The organism is Gordonia sp. LMA167 (assembly GCF_058130025.1).
Map to the genome: position 1 here is coordinate 5,106,820 of NZ_CM176708.1, position 18,476 is coordinate 5,125,295.

15 protein-coding genes are annotated in these 18,476 nt (G+C 67.6%); 8 read left to right on the plus strand and 7 right to left on the minus strand.

The window, feature by feature from the left end:
- Positions 1 to 55 precede the first annotated feature (55 nt).
- Positions 56 to 838, minus strand: a complete 783-nt coding sequence (locus ACVT6V_RS23225; RefSeq protein WP_489896450.1) for a hypothetical protein — start codon at positions 836 to 838, stop codon at positions 56 to 58.
- A gap of 132 nt (positions 839 to 970) precedes the next feature.
- Here ACVT6V_RS23225 and ACVT6V_RS23230 point away from each other — a divergent pair, with 132 nt between their 5' ends.
- The gene (locus ACVT6V_RS23230) at positions 971 to 4,198 is read left to right on the plus strand and encodes an ATP-binding protein (RefSeq protein ID WP_489896451.1); all 3,228 of its coding nucleotides are present in this window, start codon (positions 971 to 973) and stop codon (positions 4,196 to 4,198) included.
- On the opposite strand, the gene ACVT6V_RS23235 is transcribed toward ACVT6V_RS23230, so the two are convergent.
- From ACVT6V_RS23235 to ACVT6V_RS23245, 3 genes are all read right to left on the minus strand, one after another.
- Entirely contained in the window at positions 4,191 to 5,918 is a 1,728-nt protein-coding gene (locus ACVT6V_RS23235) for a class I adenylate-forming enzyme family protein (protein WP_489896452.1), read from the minus strand. The two genes, ACVT6V_RS23230 and ACVT6V_RS23235, sit on opposite strands and share 8 nt — an antisense overlap.
- A 123-nt stretch (positions 5,919 to 6,041) precedes the next feature.
- The gene (locus ACVT6V_RS23240) at positions 6,042 to 6,818 is read right to left on the minus strand and encodes an SDR family NAD(P)-dependent oxidoreductase (protein WP_489896453.1); all 777 of its coding nucleotides are present in this window, start codon (positions 6,816 to 6,818) and stop codon (positions 6,042 to 6,044) included.
- A 48-nt stretch (positions 6,819 to 6,866) separates the two neighbouring features.
- The gene (locus tag ACVT6V_RS23245; protein ID WP_489896454.1) at positions 6,867 to 7,529 is read right to left on the minus strand and encodes a TetR/AcrR family transcriptional regulator; all 663 of its coding nucleotides are present in this window, start codon (positions 7,527 to 7,529) and stop codon (positions 6,867 to 6,869) included.
- 107 nt (positions 7,530 to 7,636) lie between these two features.
- Between ACVT6V_RS23245 and ACVT6V_RS23250 the strand changes: the two genes are divergently transcribed.
- Complete coding sequence (locus ACVT6V_RS23250; RefSeq protein ID WP_489896455.1) at positions 7,637 to 8,989, plus strand: cytochrome P450; 1,353 nt, start codon at positions 7,637 to 7,639, stop codon at positions 8,987 to 8,989.
- A gap of 11 nt (positions 8,990 to 9,000) precedes the next feature.
- Here ACVT6V_RS23250 and ACVT6V_RS23255 read toward each other — a convergent pair whose 3' ends face one another.
- Entirely contained in the window at positions 9,001 to 11,265 is a 2,265-nt protein-coding gene (locus tag ACVT6V_RS23255) for a glycoside hydrolase family 3 C-terminal domain-containing protein (RefSeq protein ID WP_489896456.1), read from the minus strand.
- A gap of 109 nt (positions 11,266 to 11,374) precedes the next feature.
- Here ACVT6V_RS23255 and ACVT6V_RS23260 point away from each other — a divergent pair, with 109 nt between their 5' ends.
- From ACVT6V_RS23260 to ACVT6V_RS23275, 4 genes are all read left to right on the plus strand, one after another.
- Complete coding sequence (locus ACVT6V_RS23260) at positions 11,375 to 13,675, plus strand: carbon starvation CstA family protein (protein WP_489896457.1); 2,301 nt, start codon at positions 11,375 to 11,377, stop codon at positions 13,673 to 13,675.
- Positions 13,672 to 13,866 (plus strand): YbdD/YjiX family protein, encoded by a 195-nt coding sequence (locus ACVT6V_RS23265; protein ID WP_489896458.1) that lies wholly within the window; start codon positions 13,672 to 13,674, stop codon positions 13,864 to 13,866. The genes ACVT6V_RS23260 and ACVT6V_RS23265 overlap by 4 nt, the downstream gene beginning before the upstream one ends.
- Positions 13,867 to 13,938: 72 nt before the next feature.
- Entirely contained in the window at positions 13,939 to 14,574 is a 636-nt protein-coding gene (locus tag ACVT6V_RS23270) for an HhH-GDP family DNA glycosylase (protein WP_489896459.1), read from the plus strand.
- Positions 14,575 to 14,852: 278 nt separating this feature from the next.
- Positions 14,853 to 15,170, plus strand: a complete 318-nt coding sequence (locus ACVT6V_RS23275) for a transglycosylase family protein (protein ID WP_489896460.1) — start codon at positions 14,853 to 14,855, stop codon at positions 15,168 to 15,170.
- A gap of 36 nt (positions 15,171 to 15,206) precedes the next feature.
- Here the strand turns inward: ACVT6V_RS23275 and ACVT6V_RS23280 are convergent, their stop codons facing one another.
- Positions 15,207 to 16,448: a cation:proton antiporter gene (locus ACVT6V_RS23280; RefSeq protein WP_489900971.1), complete on the minus strand. Its 1,242-nt coding sequence runs from the start codon at positions 16,446 to 16,448 to the stop codon at positions 15,207 to 15,209.
- Positions 16,449 to 16,555: 107 nt separating this feature from the next.
- Between ACVT6V_RS23280 and ACVT6V_RS23285 the strand changes: the two genes are divergently transcribed.
- Together ACVT6V_RS23285 and ACVT6V_RS23290 are read left to right on the plus strand one after the other, a co-directional pair.
- The gene (locus ACVT6V_RS23285; RefSeq protein ID WP_489896461.1) at positions 16,556 to 17,290 is read left to right on the plus strand and encodes a hypothetical protein; all 735 of its coding nucleotides are present in this window, start codon (positions 16,556 to 16,558) and stop codon (positions 17,288 to 17,290) included.
- Positions 17,291 to 17,369: 79 nt separating this feature from the next.
- A complete protein-coding gene (locus ACVT6V_RS23290) occupies positions 17,370 to 17,867 on the plus strand; it encodes an acyl-CoA thioesterase (RefSeq protein WP_489896462.1) in 498 nt (165 codons plus the stop codon).
- A 93-nt stretch (positions 17,868 to 17,960) separates the two neighbouring features.
- Here the strand turns inward: ACVT6V_RS23290 and ACVT6V_RS23295 are convergent, their stop codons facing one another.
- Complete coding sequence (locus ACVT6V_RS23295) at positions 17,961 to 18,347, minus strand: hypothetical protein (RefSeq protein WP_489896463.1); 387 nt, start codon at positions 18,345 to 18,347, stop codon at positions 17,961 to 17,963.
- Positions 18,348 to 18,476: the final 129 nt, after the last annotated feature.

Consider the following 18,476-nt stretch of genomic DNA (forward strand, 5'->3'; position numbering starts at 1 on the left):
ACATCAGGGCCGCTGCGCAGCCGGGGGGTGCGCAGCGGCCCTGATGTCGTGGCGGTCAGGGGTGTTCAAGACGCGGCAGTCCTGCGCTCCGCCGATCGCGGATCATCAGCACACCGATGGCGATGACCGCGATTCCCCGCGGCGCTTCGTAGATGAAGCCGGAGAACCCCGCGACCGCAGGCAGCGGGAGCATGAACCCGACCATCCCGACGAGTGTCAGCGCACCGATCCACACCGGAACCGCCCGGTTGCGGATCAGACTGATGCCCAGCACACCCAGACCCGCGAGCATCACGAGACCGCCTACGGTGTTGAGCATCTCGAACGCGCTGGTGCCGACCATCGTGTCGTCGCCGGCGATGATCCAGGCCTTGGCGGGATCGTGGGCGAACGGGTACGCCACGAACAGTTCGACGGTCAGATGGCCGGTCGCGGTGACCAGGTTGCCGACGAAGTGGGCGACGACCCCGATGAACCCGGCGACGCCGGTACGCGGAGCGAGCCAGGCGTACATGCCCGGGAGGCCCAGCAGGAGGAGTGTGGTGCCGACCGCGAGCAGGATCTGTGCCCAGGGCGCGCCGGCACCGAGCAGCGCATCCACCGAATGGGCCTTCCCGGCGACGATCGGGTGCAGTGTGCCGCCGGCGATGCAGGCCGCGCCGCCCGCAGCGAGTGATCCGCCGCTGAGGCGACGAAGGGTCGGCCAGGACGGAGACCGGAACGGGCCGGGCAGGTCGTTCGGGTCCGGCGAGTGGCCAACGGTCGTGGTGGTGTTCGTGATCTTCGCAGAGGGGGTTGTGGCAGAGGGGGTTATGGCAGAGGGGGTGGTGTGTGTCATGTCGTCAAGGTTTGCCTGGGCTGCTGGTGTTAACCTTGTGCGCGACTGGTGCCGTCGTCGACACCACATTCGGACCAGGTCAGCCCGGTTCATCGATGACCGTGCCGACCGCTGACCTACCGGACGGCGTACGTGGGAGATCCCGATCGACACATCCCCATCAGGGTTCTCGGCCCCCTGTCGGTGACGGCTGCCGACGGATCGACCATCGAGATGTCGGCGCGCAAGCACGCGGAACTGCTCACCATCCTCACCGTCGAGCGCAGCGCATGTTCGCCCGCGCGTATCGCCGATCTGCTGTGGCGTCAGAACCCGCCCCGCTCCGCGCCGAACACCTTGCAGGGCTACGTCTCGCGGCTCCGGAAGCTTCTCGAGCTCACCGGATCGGTCCGCATCGACACCGTCCCGGCCGGCTACGTCCTGCGATGCGATGGCGCGGGAACCGACCTCGACCTCCTGGATCGGCTCAGTCAAGACGGACTGCAGCTGATCCGCAGCGATCCGGCCGCAGGCATCGAAAGGCTCACCCGCGCGCTGGCACTGTGGCGTGGTGATCCGTTGATCGAGATCTCCGACATCGCCGACTATGCGCCCGAACTCGTCCGTCTCGACGACATGCGGTCCGAGCTGACCGAAACCGTCGCCGATGCGCACCGGACGCTCGGGGAACATCGCCGCGCGGTGTCGCTGCTGACGCCGTTGTGTCATCGACATCCCTATCGGGAGGTCGCGTCGCGTTCGCTGGCCCGGGCACTGCACGACGACGGACGAACGGCGGACGCGCTCGCCGAGCTCCGACGCCTGCGCGCGGCGCTCGGCGACGATCTGGGTCTTGACCCGAGCGCGGAAACCGCTGCACTCGAGGCCGAACTGCTCTCCCCGACAACCCCCCTCACCGCCCCACCGCCGGTTCCCGACTCCAATGACGCCCCGCGCCTCGTCGGCAGGTCGACCGAGACCGAGATGCTCGACCGCATCTGGCGCAGCGGCGCGACCCGGCCGACCGGTGTCGTCCTGATCGGCCCGTCCGGCATCGGGAAGACCGCGCTGGCCGAGGACCTGATCGCGCGCCACGGCGCCGCACCCCGCCGTTTCGTCGGACGCCCAGACGCCGGTGCGACCGCATTCGGCGCGATCGAGGAATTGATCGGCGGTCCAGCTCGCACCGAGGGGGCGACCGCGAACCTGCTGGCCGACGAACTCACGTCGACGATCTTCTCGGACATCACCGGGAGCGGAAGGGCAGTACTGCTGCTCGATGACCTGCAGTGGATCGACCGCGACTCCGCGGGCGTGCTGGCCCGTGTCCTGTCCGCGCTCCCCGGGGCGCCCGTGACTGTGATCGCCGCCTGCAGGAGTGCCGATGATGCCGGCGCCCAGATCGTGGGATCCGCGCTGCGTCGACATGGTCATTTCAGTGAGTTGCAGGTCCCGGAACTCTCCTCGGAGGACACCGAGACCCTGATCGAACTGCGGTTCCGTGATCTCGGCATCGCACCGCCGGTCGACCGCGGCGAGCTCGCGCGACAGAGCCTCGGCCATCCCGTCATCGCAGAACAGTTGTGCGATGCGGTCGCGCTCGACGCCGGCCGCGATCTGCGACACCCGGCGGTGACCGTGGTCGGACGGCGCCTCGACGAGCTCTCCGCCCCGAACCGTCGATTGTTGACCCTGCTGGCCGTCGCCGGCGGGTCACTTCCGTCCGATGTCCTCGACGCGGTGTCCGACGGCGGCGGGGTGACCGCGGGCGCCGATGGCGCACGGAGCGGATTGGCCCGGCTCGACCCCGACGGCACACTCCGGGTCGCCCACGACTCCGTCCGCGAAGCCCTCGTCGCGACAACCTCGCGGACGCAACGGATCGACGCCCACGCACAGCTGGCCGCCGCACTCGCGACAACTCGTCCGGACGAGCCGGCGGCTGTCGCCCTGCACCTCTGTGAATCGGCAGTGGATGCAGACTCCACCGCACGCGCGGCACTCGCCTGCCTCACGTCAGCAGCCTCGGCACTCGATGCGGACGCTGATCATCTCGCCCTCGACCTGGCCCGACGCGGCCTGCGCCTACCCGACGTCGACGAATCGGTCACCCTGGAGCTCCATCGCATCGCGGGTTCGGCCGCGACGCGCGTCGGCGAGTTCGCCTCGGCCGAAGCATCTTTCCAGGCGGCCGCCCAACTGAGCAGGTCCCGGGGCGACTGGGCGGGACTCGCGGCGACGGCGCTGTTGTCCGCGCCGCACGGTGTCGGCGGCTACTGGTCGGGCTACGGAGTTGTCCAATCCGCCGACCTCTCGCTGATCCGGGAGGCGTTGGCGCACAGCGATCAGATCGACGCCGAGGAGGCCGCGCGCCTGCACGCGACCGAAGCAGCCAGGCTCAGCATCGTGGGCGTACCCGGCGCCGAAGACCATCTGGCAGCAGCCCAACTGACCGCCGCAGCTGCCGGCGGCGCGGTCGCCTACGAGATAGCGCTCGCCGACTTCCTCATCCGCTGGGGCGCCGACACCGTCGAGGATCGTCGCAAGATCGCCCGGGCCCTGTACGAGATGTCCGCGGGGGACGTCCATCGCCGGGCGACAGCACTGCATCTCCAGCGTGTCTGCGCCCTCGAGGCGGGCGATCTCCGGTTGGCACGGCGCATCTCGACCGAGTACGCACGTCTGGTCGACCGTCGCGACGGAAACGATCTGCACACCATGCAGGTGTGGTGGCAGGTGATGCTCGCGCTGCTGCGCGGCGACTACGACGCGAGCCACACACTGGTGGAGCAATTCGTCGCAACGCTGGGCACACTCTCCGAACGCGCCCGGCTGCTCACCGAGGCGTCAGTCCTCACGAGCCGATCGATCGAGGCGTGGCACCGCGGACAGCTCCCGTCGTCCTCGTCGGAGTTCGACACGCTGGTCGACAAGGTCGACGACGACTTCGCCCTCGTGATCGCCCTGGGAGCGGCAGAGGCGGGAGACCTCGACCGGGCGCTGCAGATGGCCACCGAACTCACCTACGACGCCGACCAATGGACCGGACCACGCGTCCAGGTACGCGCTCCACTGCTCATCGAAGCGCTGTACGCGATCTCGCTCGACCCGGACCACGCATCCGCGGCACGCGACATCTGCCGGCGACTCGAACGGTTCGCCGACAGCTGGTCCAGCGGCCTGATCGTTCAGTGGCCCGGGCTGGTGTGTGTCGGGCCGGCGAGCCTGTATCGCGGCACCGTCCGCACGATCCTGGGTCAGGACGGATCAGACGATCTGCGGGAGGCGGTGCGCATTGCGCGCGACGTCGGGGCCCGACCGTACCTGGCGCGGGCGCAGCAGCGTCTCGCGCGCCTCGCACACCGACCGGCCGTCAGCTGAGCCGAACAATCGCCCCCGGGTCGTCGAGCACCAGCTTCTTCAACACCTTCTTCGCGACCTTTCCGGTCGCCGTTCGTGGCACGTCCACCGTGATATACAGCGCCTCCGGGCATTTGAAGGTCGCCAGACGAACATCGGCGAACGCACGGAGCTCGGCGAGGTCCGGCGTCGCACCGGGACGAGGCACCACCACCGCGCACACCCGCTCGCCCATCATCGCGTCGGGGAGTCCCACGGCGGCGACATCCAGCACGTCGGGGTGCTCGTACAGCACCGCCTCGACCTCGGCGCAGTAGACGTTCTCGCCACCACGGATGATGACGTCCTTGACCCGGTCGACGACGTAGATGAAGCCCTCGTTGTCGATGTAGCCGAGGTCGCCTGTCCGAAACCAGCCGTCCACGAACGACTCCGACGTGGCCTCGGGGTTGCGCCAGTAGCCCTTCGCCACCTGTGGCGACCGGAAACACAGTTGGCCCAGTTCGCCGACTCCGCACGGTTCGCCGGCCAGTCCCTCGATCCGGAGCTCGGCGGTCGGGTTGAGGCGGCCGACGCTGTCGGGGTGGGCCGCATATTCGTCGCCGACGTTGCTCACCACGGCCGAGGTCGTCTCGGTGAGCCCGTAGCCGTTGACGATCTGGACCGACTCACCGAGGACCGTCCGGGCCATGCGCGGCAATTCGGGCGGCACATTCGAGGCGCCGCAGGTGAATGATGCGACCCGGCCGGCGAACTCGCGAGATCGCGGATGTTCGAGGAACTCTCGCGCCTGTGTCGGTACGCCACCCAGGCCGGTGACGTGCTCGGCATGGGCGCACCGGATGAAGTCCTCGACATCCCATCTGGGCAAGAGCACGGTCTTCGTGCCGCCCATTCCGCTGCCGACCACCGCGGCGATGCCGCCGATGTGGAACAGCGGGGCCACCATGATCCCCGACATCTGTCCGGACAGCGGTGGGGTCTGCCGCGCGGAGATCATCTGCTCGCGCAGCGCCATGAAGCCCATGTTCATGACATTCGTGATGATGCCGCGGTGGGTGATCATCACCCCTTTGGGTCGTCCGGTCGTCCCCGACGTGTAGAGGATCGCGGCGACGTCGTCGGGATCGACCCGGGTGGCCGCCGGGCACCCGGTGGGCGCGTCATAGGCCAAGGCCGGATAGGGCGCGTCCCCGGCAACCGCCGTGCTCGCGGTGCGCACACCGATGATCGGGACCATCCGTGGACCGGCTGCGTCGAGGCGGGCGATCCGCTCGGCGTCGGCGATCACGACTGCCGCGTCGGCCTCCGCTATCGCCGCTCGCAGCTCGGTGCCCTTCCACCACGCGTTCATCGGCACACAGATCGCGCCGAGCACCATCGCGGCCCACCAGCCCGTGACGAACTCCGGGACGTTGCGCATCGCCAGGGCCACCCGATCACCCGGGCGCACGCCGAAGTCGGCGGCCAGATGCGCGGCCAGCGAGCGGGCCTGTGCGCGGACGTCATCGAATGTCAGTCGGTAGTCCCGATGGACCAGGTGCTCTCGGTCACCGTGTGCCGCCATGGCATCGAAGATGTCGGGAAGAGTTGCCGGAACGTTCGGATAGGTCCGGACCGGCGTGCCGTCAACCACGATCTCGGCGATCTCGAACGGACCACCGGGGCCCATGAACGGTTCCAGCAGCGGGTCATCGAGGTAGGTCGCGGCGAATGTACCGGCGGCAGGACTGAGGGTCACGGCAGTGCCTTTCAGGGGGTGATGCGCCACACCCTAGAGCACCCGCAGAGGACTTGTCATCGATATGGAGGGAATTATCAGAACAATTACTGTTGCGGCAACTGTAATGATTAGAAAGGCGGGTCAGAGGGCGAAGGAGTAGCCACCGTTCACGGGGATGGTCTGGCCGGTGATCCACGAGCCCTGGTCGCCGGCGAGCAGGACAGCGAGATGGGCGACGTCATCCGGGGTCCCCGGACGGCGGATCACGTAGTTCTGCAAGACGGCCTTCGCTCGCGGCGAGTCCGGTTCCGCCCAGAGGGACTCGGTGAGCGGTGTCCGCATGGTCCCCAGCGCGAGACTGTTGGCCGTGACACCGTGTCGGCCTCCTTCCATCGCGATCGAGCGCATGAACCCGGCGGCCCCGGCCTTTGCGGTCGCATAGACGGCGCCGTTGCGATCGCCGGTCCGCGCCGCATCGGACACGATGGTGATGATGCGGCCCCAGTTCTGCTCGATCATGCGGGGCAGGACGGCGTGCGTGCAGTGCAGCACCCCGTAGAGATTGACCTGCAGGAACGGCGCCCAATCGATCGGCGCCGTCTCATGGAAGCCGCGCGGAACCGTGAAGTCCGACGCGCCCGCATTGCCGGCGTTGTTGACCAGGATGTCCACCCGGCCTGCCGCCGTCACGGCATCGACGACCTCATCGTGCGCCGTGACATCGAAGGGAACGCTCTGCGCGGCACCGCCATTCGCCGTGATCTCCTCGACCACCTCGCGCGCCCGTTCGGCACGCAGATCGTTGACCACGACCTCGGCGCCGGCTTCGGCGAAGGCCAGTGCCAGCCCTCTGCCCACCCCCTGGCCACTTCCGGTGATCAGGACACGCCGCCCACCCAGGTGCAATCCGATACCCATCGGCGCCAATATAGTTGGCCGCTCGGTCGAGATCCAGAGATCGTCGGATCATCCGGTGATGTTGGCACCGATCAGGGCAATGCACGCGGCGACCGCCGGCTCGACGATGGTGTAGAGCGAGCGCTTCTGCTCGACGGCCGAGGCGGCCAGCTCGCGAATCCCGCCCCAGATCATCACGCCCGTCTCATAGGTCATCGGCGAGATTCCCGCGGCGCGCATCCGGGGCGTGTCCGTCAGCGGGACCAACACCGCGATCAGTGACTCCATCGCCTCGATCTGAACCTGCCGAGCCGACTCCCCCAACGCCGGCAACTCGCGAATCCAGCTCCAGGTGACCTCAGGATGCTCCTCACTGACCGCCACATAGGCCTGCACGGCCTGACGGATCTGCACCCGCCACTCCTCGTCGGGATTCACCTCGGCCGCGATCGCCGCGATCATCGCGTCGTTGGTGGTGGTGAGCAACGCGATGAAACACGACTGCTTGTCACTGAACTCGCGATAGAAGGAACGCCGCGATGTCCGCGCCACCCGCACCACGTCCGCGACGGTCGTCTCTCGGTAGCCGCGCTGCATCAGGCACGTGGCCATCGCGTCGAGCAGGCGTTGGCGAACGTCCGGCTCCGACACACCGGCGTCGGACTGGTCTGTCGCAACGTCGGACGAAGCAACGTCGGTGGAAGCAACGTCGGTGGAAGCACTGTGGGACACAAGTCAAAGATACGACGTGGTCCCCCTTGCCCGACCGCGGTACGCACGCGTACCGTCAGATTGGTACGGGCTTGTACCACGAGCTTCCACCGGGGAGGACGCAGGAGATGCACACCACACGACCAGTCGAGGATTCCGCCGGCACCACGGCCCGTGGCGGCCACAACCCGGTCGTACCACCTGGCCCGCACCTGCCGAGGATGCTGCTGGGCGCCGGCTTCATGACCCGCCGCCGGCAGATGGTCGCCGCCCTGGGCCGCAGGTACGGATCTGCGTTCACGATCCGTGTCCCGGTGTTCGGGGACGTGGTCGTCGTCTCCGACCCGGGATTGACCAAGCAACTCTTCACCACCCCGACCGATCAGGTCATCAACATCCAACCGAACCTCGGTCGTATCCTCGGGCCCGGTTCGATGTTCTCGCTGGAAGGCACCGATCACCGCCGACGCCGACGGCTGCTCACCCCGCCACTGCACGGGCGACGGATCAAACAATACGAAACCGTCGTCGCCGAGGAGTTCGCGGCGGAGTCACGGACGTGGCCGATCGGCACACCGTTTCGCACCCTCGAGCCGATGATGCGGGTGACGCTCAATGTCATCCTGCGCACGGTCTTCGGTGCGCAGGGCCAGGAACTGGCGACCTTGCGCGAGATCATCCCGCCGATGGTGACGGTCGGCTCACGCCTGGCAACGTTGCCCGACACGCGGGTGTCCTTCGGCCGATTCGATCCTCGCCGGCGGTTCGGTGCGCAGCGCGACACCTACGCCGCGGCGATCGACGCGCTGATCACGAAGGCCCGCAACGATCCCCGCCTCGCGGAACGCGACGACATCCTCGCGCTGATGCTGCAGAGTCGCTACGACGACGACTCGGTGATGACCGACGATGAGATCGCCGACGAACTGCTGACGCTGCTCGCCGCCGGACACGAGACCACGGCCACCACACTCGCGTGGGCGATCGAACGCCTGCAACGGAATCCCGCGGTGCTCCACGAACTCGTCGCCGAGCTCGATGCCGGTGGACACGATTTCCGGCTGGCCACCATCATGGAGACCCAGCGCAGCCGCCCGGTCATCGACTTCGCGGCCCGCCACGTCGTCGCCGCGGAGGTGGAGCTGGGACCCTATCGAATCCCCAAGGGGTACAACATTCTGGTCGCGATCTCGCTGCTCCACGATGACAGCCGCGAGTTCGCCGATCCCGAGCGATTCGATCCGTCCCGGTTCGTCGGAACCACCCCGTCCCCCGCGTGGTTGCCGTTCGGCGGGGGCACCCGGCGCTGTATCGGCGCGGCATTCGCCCACATGGAGATGGACGTCGTCCTGCGGGAAATGTTGCGCGACTTCACCATCGAGCCAACCAGGGCCAAGGGCGAGGCCTGGCACTCGCGCGGGGTCGCCTACTCCCCACGACGTGGCGGGATGGTCACGCTGCAACGGCGGCACGCACCCTGACAGTCGCCGGACTACTCCTGCAGACCGGCAAGGGTGGCCTCGTCGAGACCCAGCATCGGTGCGATCCGACCGATGGGGAACGACGACACGAGCATCAGCAACGTCGGGTCGAGGTCGTCGACGCCCATCGTCGCCGCCAGGCGGGACCGCAATTCGGGTCCCGCCGTCGGATGCTCGAGGATCTCACCGAGTGTCGATGACGGACCCACCGCGACAATGCGGTCATCGCCGACCACCTCGATCGTGGACCTCAGGCACAGGTCACGGCTGGATGCGCCGACCTCGACGCGATACACACCGCCCTCGACCACCCAGTCGTCCGCGACCCGATCCCAGTAGCCGAGTTCTGATCTCGGAATCTCGAGTTCGAGGCGTCGGTCGGTCCCGGGTTCGAGGTCGGCGATCCCGATCGCCTTCAGTTCCCGGTGCGGCCGCGCCACCGCGGACTCGTCGAGACCCAGGTAGACCTGGGCCAGCGCCCGTCCGGCCCGCTCACCGGTGTTGCACACCGTCACCCGAACCCTCAGCCCGCGCTCGGTGACCTCGACGTCGATGTCGCGGTAGTCGATCGTGGTGTAGGACAACCCGTGGCCGAAGGGATAGCGCACCGGTAGTGACCGTGCGTCATACCAGCGATACCCGACGAACACGCCCTCGCCGTACCGGACGTGCAACTGCTCGCCGGGAAAGTCCAGAAATGCGGGGCTGTCCTCGATACGCAGCGGAATCGTCTCGGCCAGACGTCCGCTGGGATCGGTACGGCCGTACAGGATGTCCGCGACGGCGCCACCGCCGGCCTGCCCCAGCAACCACGCTTCGAGCACGGCGGGCGCCTCGTCGACCGCCGCGAGGTCCACGACTCCGCCGTTCGAGAGGACCACCACGGTGCGCGGATTGACCTCCAGGATTCGCGCGATGAGCTCGCGCTGCGGTGCCGGCAGTCGCCAGTCGGCGCGATCGAAGCCCTCCGACTCGTCGTGATCACCGAGTCCGAGGAAGACCACGGCGACATCGGCGGCGCGTGCCGTCCGCGTCGCTTCGTCGACGAGCTGCGGGTCGGATTCGGTTGCGTCGACGGCGAATCCAGGAGCAAAGGTGACGGTGTCGGGAGCGGCGAGAGCGCGCATCTCGTCGAGGGCGTTGTCCACGCGGTACGCGTTGATCTTGGAACTCCCGCCGCCCTGGTATCGGGGAGTGCGAGCGAATTCGCCGATGACTGCGACCCGGGCCGCACCCGCCAGAGGCAGGACCGGGCCGCCGGCGCCGACCGCGTCGTTCTTCAGCAGCACCGGGCAACGCCGCGCCACCTCGCGGGCCAGCTGGTGGTGGGCATCCCGATCGTAGGTCGCATCCGCGGATCGGTTGTCGGAGGCGGCGAGGGCCATCGCGACGATTCGTCGAGCCGATTCGTCCAGCGCGGCCTGTGACAGCACCCCGTCGGTCACGGCGTCGCGCAGCGCACCCGGGCCGGTGTCACCGCTCGACGGCATCTCCAGATCGAGCCCGGCGGCCAGCGCCGCGACCCGGTCGTCGACGGCCATCCAGTCCGACACCACCAGACCTTCGAAACCCCACCGGTGACGCAATGTTTCGGTGAGCAGCCACGAGTTCTCGGTGGCGTACACCCCGTTGATCCTGTTGTAGGAGGCCATCACGGTCCAGGGCTGCTCGGTCGCGACGATGTGTTCGAACGCCCGCAGATAGATCTCGTGCAACGGCCGTGGGTCGATGTCCGCACTGACCCGCATCCGCTCGTGTTCCTGGTTGTTGACCGCGAAGTGTTTGATCGAGGTCCCCACGCCGTGACGCTGTACACCGCGGACCAATGCGGCGCCCAGACGGCCGGTGACATACGGATCCTCCGAGTAGTACTCGAAGTTGCGTCCGCCCAGAATCGATCGCTTGATGTTCAGGCCGGGACCGAGGATCACCGCGACCTGCTCGGCGAGGCATTCAGATCCGATCGCGTCTCCCACACGCTCCACCAGGCCCTCGTCGAAGGTCGATGCCATCGCCACCGCGGGCGGGAAGCACACCGCCGGAATCGAATCGTTGAGCCCCAGCGCGTCGGGATCGCCGCCCTGTTTGCGGATTCCGTGCGGGCCGTCGGTCAGCATGAGCGAGGCAACCCCGGCGTCGGCGAGTTCGGCGGTGTACCAGAAGGAAGCACCCGTGGTCAGCGATGATTTGTCGGCGGCCGACAGGCCGGCGACGATGTCGGCGGCCTCCCGCCGACGGTCCTCGGGACGTGACGGTGGCGGCGATGTATTCGGCATCACGTCAGATTGCCGCAGTCGACATCTCGATTCAATGTATCGCGCAAGGCCACCTCGAACCACGCGTATAGTGACCCGGGCCACACTCGAATCGAGGGAGGTAGCGCTGATGACGATGACCGACGATCGCGCCGACGATCCGAACATCGAGTACGTGAAGACCGACCCAGATCTGCCGCCCGTCGCGATCATCGATCGCTCGCCGATGACGACGCCGAAGAAGATCCTGTTCGCCGTCATCGGTGTCATCGGCGCGATCTCGTGGGCGATCGTCGCGTTCGTACGCGGCGAGAACGTGAACGCCGTCTGGTTCGTCCTGGCCGCGGTCTGCACCTACGTGATCGCCTACCGCTTCTATGCGCGGCTCATCGAGATGAAGGTCGTCAAACCCCGCGACGACCACGCCACCCCGGCCGAGGTCCTCGACAATGCGCAGGACTACATGCCCACCGATCGGCGAGTCCTCTTCGGTCATCATTTCGCGGCGATCGCCGGCGCCGGCCCGCTCGTGGGTCCGGTACTGGCCGCCCAGATGGGCTATCTGCCGGGCACGATCTGGATCATCATCGGCGCCGTACTCGCGGGCTGCGTGCAGGACTACCTGGTGCTGTCGATCTCCACCCGGCGACGCGGTCGAAGCCTCGGGCAGATGGCGCGTGACGAGTTGGGTGCGTTCGGTGGAATCGCCGCGATCGTCGCGGTGTTCGTGATCATGATCATCCTGATCGCGGTCCTGGCGCTGGTGGTCGTCAACGCCTTGGCCGACAGCCCGTGGGGTGTCTTCTCGATCGCGATGACCATTCCCATCGCGCTGTTCATGGGCGTCTACCTTCGCTTCCTCCGGCCCGGCCGGGTCAGCGAGGTGTCGGCCATCGGCGTGGTGCTGCTGCTCGCGGCCATCGTCGCCGGACGCTATGTCGGCGAATCCGGCTGGGGCCAGGACTGGTTCAGCCTATCGCCGGTGGTCCTGAGCTGGGCCATCATCATCTACGGCATGGCGGCCGCGATTCTGCCCGTCTGGCTGCTGTTGGCCCCCCGCGACTACCTGTCGACATTCATGAAGGTCGGCACGATCGCACTGTTGGCGTTGGGCATCCTGCTGGTCCGGCCGGTGATGCAAGCGCCGGCCGTCAGCGACTTCGCGTGGAATGGCCGGGGTCCCGCGTTCGCCGGAGCGCTGTTCCCGTTCCTGTTCATCACCATCGCCTGTGGGGCGCTGTCGGGTTTCCACTCGCTGATCGCCTCGGGCACCACACCCAAGATGCTCGCGAAGGAGGGCCAGGCGCGCATCATCGGCTACGGCGGCATGCTCACCGAGTCGTTCGTCGCGATCATGGCGCTGATCACCGCCTGCATCATCGACCAGCACCTCTACTTCGGGATGAACGCACCGAAATCGGTCACCGGCGGAACCCCCGACGGCGCAGCGGAATACGTCAACGGCCTGGGCCTGGGCGGAACACCGGTATCCGGCGAGTACTTCCAACAGGCCGCCGACGCGGTCGGTGAGCCCACCATCGTGTCCAAGACCGGTGGCGCACCGACACTCGCGATGGGGATGGCCGACACGCTGCAGGATGCGATCGGTGGCGAATCACTGCGCTCGTTCTGGTACCACTTCGCGATCATGTTCGAGGCGTTGTTCATCCTGACGACCGTCGACGCCGGCACGCGGGTCGCACGCTTCATGCTCTCCGACGGACTCGGCAATCTGCCCGGCGCCAAGCGGTTCAAGGATCCGTCGTGGCGTCCGGGCGCCTGGCTGTGCACCGTGATCGTGTGCGGGCTGTGGGGATCGATCCTGTTGATGGGAGTCACCGACCCGCTCGGCGGCATCAACACCTTGTTCCCGTTGTTCGGCATCGCCAATCAGCTCCTCGCCGCGGTCGCACTGACCGTGGTCACGGTGGTCCTCTTCAAGCGGGGGCAGGTCAAGTGGGCCTGGGTGCCGGGGCTCCCGTTGATCTGGGATCTCATCGTCACGATGTCGGCGTCGTGGCAGAAGATCTTCTCCGACAACGAGTCGATCGGATACTGGGCGCAACACAATGCCTTCGTCAACGCCAAGGATCAGGGCCTGACGACCTTCAAGACGGCGACGTCGACCGATGAGATAGACGCGGTGATCCGCAACACCTTCATCCAGGGCACCCTGTCGATCGTCTTCGCCGTGCTGGTGCTGATCGTCGCCGTCGTCGGCGCGGATATCTGTGTACAGGCGGTCCGCAAGGGCGGCCTGCCGACCACCGAGGACGAGGTCGTCGCGTCGCGAATCTTCGCACCCAAGGGATTGCTCACGACACCGGCGGAGCGCGAACTACAGAAGGAGTGGGACGCCTACCTCGCCGAGCAGCACGGGCCGCACCGTCGCGAACCCGCGGGGGCGAGTGGGGAGAGCGGATCGCCGTGATCCGCCGACTGCGTCGCGGCGCCGCCGCACTCTCCTGGTACGTCGGCAGCGTGATGGGTGACCGTGCCTATCGGGACTATGTCGATCACATGGCCAGGACGCACCCGGACCGGCCGATAGTGTCCGAACGCGAGTACTGGCGCCGGCGCTACGCCGAGCAGGATCGCAACCCCGGGGCGCGCTGCTGCTGATCGCCAGGCGGTTCGGCACGCAGGCGGGAAACAGTCACGACGAACGGCACTGTTCAGGACAATGGACAGGCGATGACGACGAAGCAGCAACGGATCGCGTCGACACTCGTCGAACGCGCCGGGCAGACCTATGCCGATGAAGCGGGTATCACGCTCAAGGACACCCCCGCGCCCCTGTTCCAGCTCCTCGTGCTGTCACTGCTGCTGAGTGCGCGCATATCCGCCGACATTGCCGTCGCCGCCGCCAGAGAACTCTTCGCGGCCGGCTACCGCACGCCGGAGAAGATGGCCGCGGCGCCCTGGCAGGACCTCGTCGACGCCCTCGGACGCGGTCACTACGTCCGCTACGACGAGAGCACGGCGACCCGCCTGGGTGAGGCCAGTCAGAAGGTCCTCGACGACTATCGAGGCGACCTTCGCCGATTGGCACGGAAGGCGGACCGGGACGTGAGCACAGCCGCTGACTTGCTGCAGGAATTCACCGGCATCGGCCCGGTCGGCGCGGACGTGTTCCTCCGCGAGGTACAGGACGTGTGGGAGTGGGTGCCGCCCTACTTCGACAGCCGCGCGCGGTCCGCCGCGACCGATGTCGGACTGCCCGACGACCCGGCCGAACTGGCCCGCCTGGCCCACGGCCGACCTGTCCTGCTGGCCGCCGCGCTGGTGCGCGCGTCGCGCGACGAGAGCCTGCGCGCGGATCTGGACTGAACGGATCACCTGCGGCCCGAAATGCTGTGACGGACCGCACTCTTTGGGTGTGTTCTTCGTCACCATGAATTCACTTTCAGCATGTGACGGTTTGCCGCCGACATAGCGCCATGCGCAGGGAATTCACAGGAATCTCATGCCTGTTATCCACCCGTGACAAAAATCCCGCAGGTCATCGACCTGGCGTGACCTTTCCGTTATCAGCTTGTACGGTCGCCACCGATCCACAGATCAGCCGCCCAGCCCGATACGGGGCGGCGAATGGAGGAACGAAGACCATGAGCATGAAGAAACTCGCAGTGCGTGCCGGCATCGTCGGCGCCCTGACCCTGGCCCCCCTCGCTGCCGTCGCCGGCACCGCTTCCGCTGCAGGCAACTGGGACGCAGTCGCCCAGTGCGAGAGCGGCGGCAACTGGGCCACCAACACCGGCAACGGCTACTACGGCGGCCTGCAGTTCTCGCAGAGCACCTGGGAGGCCAACGGCGGCTACGGCAACCCGGCCAACGCCTCGCGTGCCGAGCAGATCCGCGTCGCCGAGAACGTTCTGGCCAGCCAGGGCCCCGGCGCGTGGCCGACCTGTGGCGCCTACCTCTGAGGCACAGACCTCGTAGGCTTGGCACCGAACACGCGATCAACTGTGGCCGTTGCCCCCGCTCGTCGGGGGCAACGGCTGCACGCGTTCTCGGGGCGTGATGAGACGGGCCACGAGCGGGAAGACCAGCACCGTCGTCGCCCCGGCCGCCACGAGCGTGGAAGCGAGGCCGACCGACATCAGATCCGATGACGTGGCCACCTCGGTCACCGCGACGATGATCGGCAGGCCTGTCGCGGCATAGAGCGCGAGTTGAGCCCGCTCCCGCCGCTCCACCAGATTCGTCCCGTGCGGTATGTACCGTTCACTCAGCCACACCGGCAATCCACGCGCGACAGCGATCGCCGCGACGAGGCCCAGCCACAACCACGGTGTGCTGAGCACGGCCGAGATGTCGATTCCCATGCCGGAGCTGATGAAGAAGATCGGGATCATCACACCGAAACCGATCACCTCCAGTGACTTGCCGACCTCGTGATTCGCCGGCCCGATCAATCGCTGCAGGATGAGCCCGGCAGCGAACGCACCCAGCACGACGTCGAGATCGAAGACGGCGGCGACCGTCATCAACGCCACCAGCAACAGGAAGACCACACGGATCGGCAGCTGGAGCGTCCCTCCGCTCATGTCGTAGACGGCATAGCGCAGTCCGGGGATGCGCTCGAGAAGCCGCTGCGGCACCGCGCCGATCAGCAGGGCCGCGATCCCGAACAGTACGAGCACCACGACGGCGCCGCCGATGCTGCGGCTGGTGAGCAGCAGCGACATCGCCAGGATCGGACCCAACTCCCCCACCGCGCCGTGAGCCATCACCGACTTGCCGAGAGGTGAGTCGAGCAGCCCGTCCTGTTTGATGATCGGCAGCAAGGTGCCGAGGGCCGTCGACGTCAACGCGATCGCGACCGCGATGTGCGCCGCGAAGTCCTCGTCCGGGATGGCGAACGTCGCCGCGATCAGCGCGATGCCCAAACCGGTTATCCAGGTCAGTCGGGCCACCCGCCCGGACCTGCCGCCCAACAGTTTCGGGTCCAGCTCATAACCGGCGAGCAGGAACAACATCCCGAGCCCGAGTTCACTGAGGATCGCCACACTGTCCTGGGTGGCCCAGCCGAGCACATTGGGACCGATCGCCAGACCGAAGACGAGCAACACGACGACGTCCGGCACGTAACCGCGGAAGATGCGTGACACGATCGGCGCCACCGCGGCGGCAGCGGCGATCCAGAACAACGAGACGATCGCGTCGGTATCCGTGGCCGAGGAAGCCTCGGCGATCACCATCATGCGGTCATCGTGGCATACCCGTGTTCATCGGACCCATCCATGGTCACCTCCCACCCGAACCCCCAGTGCCAGTGAACTGTTCTCCAACGATCCGGAGGTAGAAGATGGGTACGCGCGCACAGGGACGACACCGCCACGTCACGCACAACCGAACGCGCATCGCGACGTGGGTCGCTGCGGGATCGGTGCCCGCGATACTCGCGTTCGCCGGCGCAGGAGTGGCGTCGGCGGCAAGCAGCCCGACGCCCCCTGCGCCGGGTGGTCTCGTGCATCCGGCTGCCGGGCAGGGCGATCACCGTGTCGGACCGGGTGTCCGCGAGCTGCCCCGCCACCGCCCACTCCCGCCGCTCGACGTCGGTGCGCTTCATGCGCCGGCGCCGACCGCGCCGGTCCGACCGATCACCGCGCCCACCGGCACCGTACGCTTCGGCGACGTCGAAGCTCCGGCGCCGCAATGGCTCTCACCACAGCAGAGCGGGCAGGTCAACACCGCGGCCGCGGGCGCCGAGGCGCAGATCGCGACCGCGGGCGATTCGGTCGGTCTGGACCCCGCGCGTTCTGACCGCGTCGCCGCGGCCACCGTCGGCGGCGCGACCGCGGGTGCTGCCATCGCCACCGCCACCGTGGGCGCACCGCTTGCCGTCGCCGGCGGCACGGTGGGCGCCGTCGCCGGCCTGGTGGCCGGCGTCCCCTTCCTGCCGGCGGGCCTGGTCGTCGGCCCCGTCGTGGGCGCGGCGATCGGGGCGGCGACGACCGCCGCACCGTTCACGGCCCTCGGCGCCGGGGTCGGTGCCGGTGTCGGACTTGCCCAGGGGTTGGCGGCACCGCCGCACGCGTGACCGATCTCGGTACATATCCGACATGACCGGCGGGTAGATGAAAGGGTGATAGCACAGGCCAGGCGGATGGGAGTTGCGGATGGAGACCCTCGACGACACGGGCGCGGTCTCACCGGCCGACGACACCGACGACGATCGGATCAGTCTGTCGATGTCGTTGCTGATGACACCGGACATGGCGAACTTCACCGGCAACGTGCACGGCGGAACGCTGCTGAAACTGCTCGATCAGGTCGCGTACGCCTGCGCCAGCCGATACTCGCGGCGCTATGCCGTCACGTTGTCGGTCGACCGGGTCATCTTCCGCGAACCCATCCGCGTGGGCGAGGTCCTCACGCTCTCCGCATCGGTGAACCACACCGGCCGGACGTCGATGGAGGTCGGGATCCGGGTGGAGACCGAAAATGTCCGCACCGGGGAACGTCGGCACACGAACAGCTGCTATTTCACGATGGTCGCCACCGACGACGACGGGCGGCCGCACCCGGTGCCGCCGCTCGAGCCGAAGACCGAGGTGCAGAAGCGTCGCTTCCGGGAGGCCCAGGACCGACGCGCCGCGCTGCGTTCCGCGCAGTAGAGGGACGCTGTCGCAGTTCTTCCCCCGCATCCCGCTTTGTCCCCCGACTGCCGTTGGGGGACAAAGCAATACCCGGGGGAAGAACCCGCGGAATCACTCGTCCACGTCTGGGGAATCGTCCTCGTCGAGTGCACTGACGGTGATCCCGTAGGGCAGGAACCGCACCTTCCGGCGCGGGTCGGTGTTGTGCTTGTTTGCCCGCAACGCATCGAGTTCGGTGGCATACACCTGCTCCACGCGAGCGCCGCCGTCGTCGCTCACGACGAAGACCGCCCACACCCCGGTTCCGGTCTCACCGGTGGTCTCCGGTTCGTGTCGGGTCCGTCGCCCGGCGTCGGAGAAGATCGCCGACCACGCACCCTGGCCGCCCGGGCTGGACATGAACTTGTCGACCATGTCCCGGACACCCTCGGTTGCCTCGCGGGCGAATCGGTCGAAATCCTCCGGATTGATCCCGAATGGTCCGTTGTAGTCCGCCATGGGGTCCTCCTGAGAAAGCGGGACGGCGTCGTATGCCGTGTGGCTTCCAGTGTCCACAGAATCCGACGTCTGTGCCACCACGCCACGGGAGCCGGCCCCTGACGGTGTCGAAACCGTCGTCGTGAACGC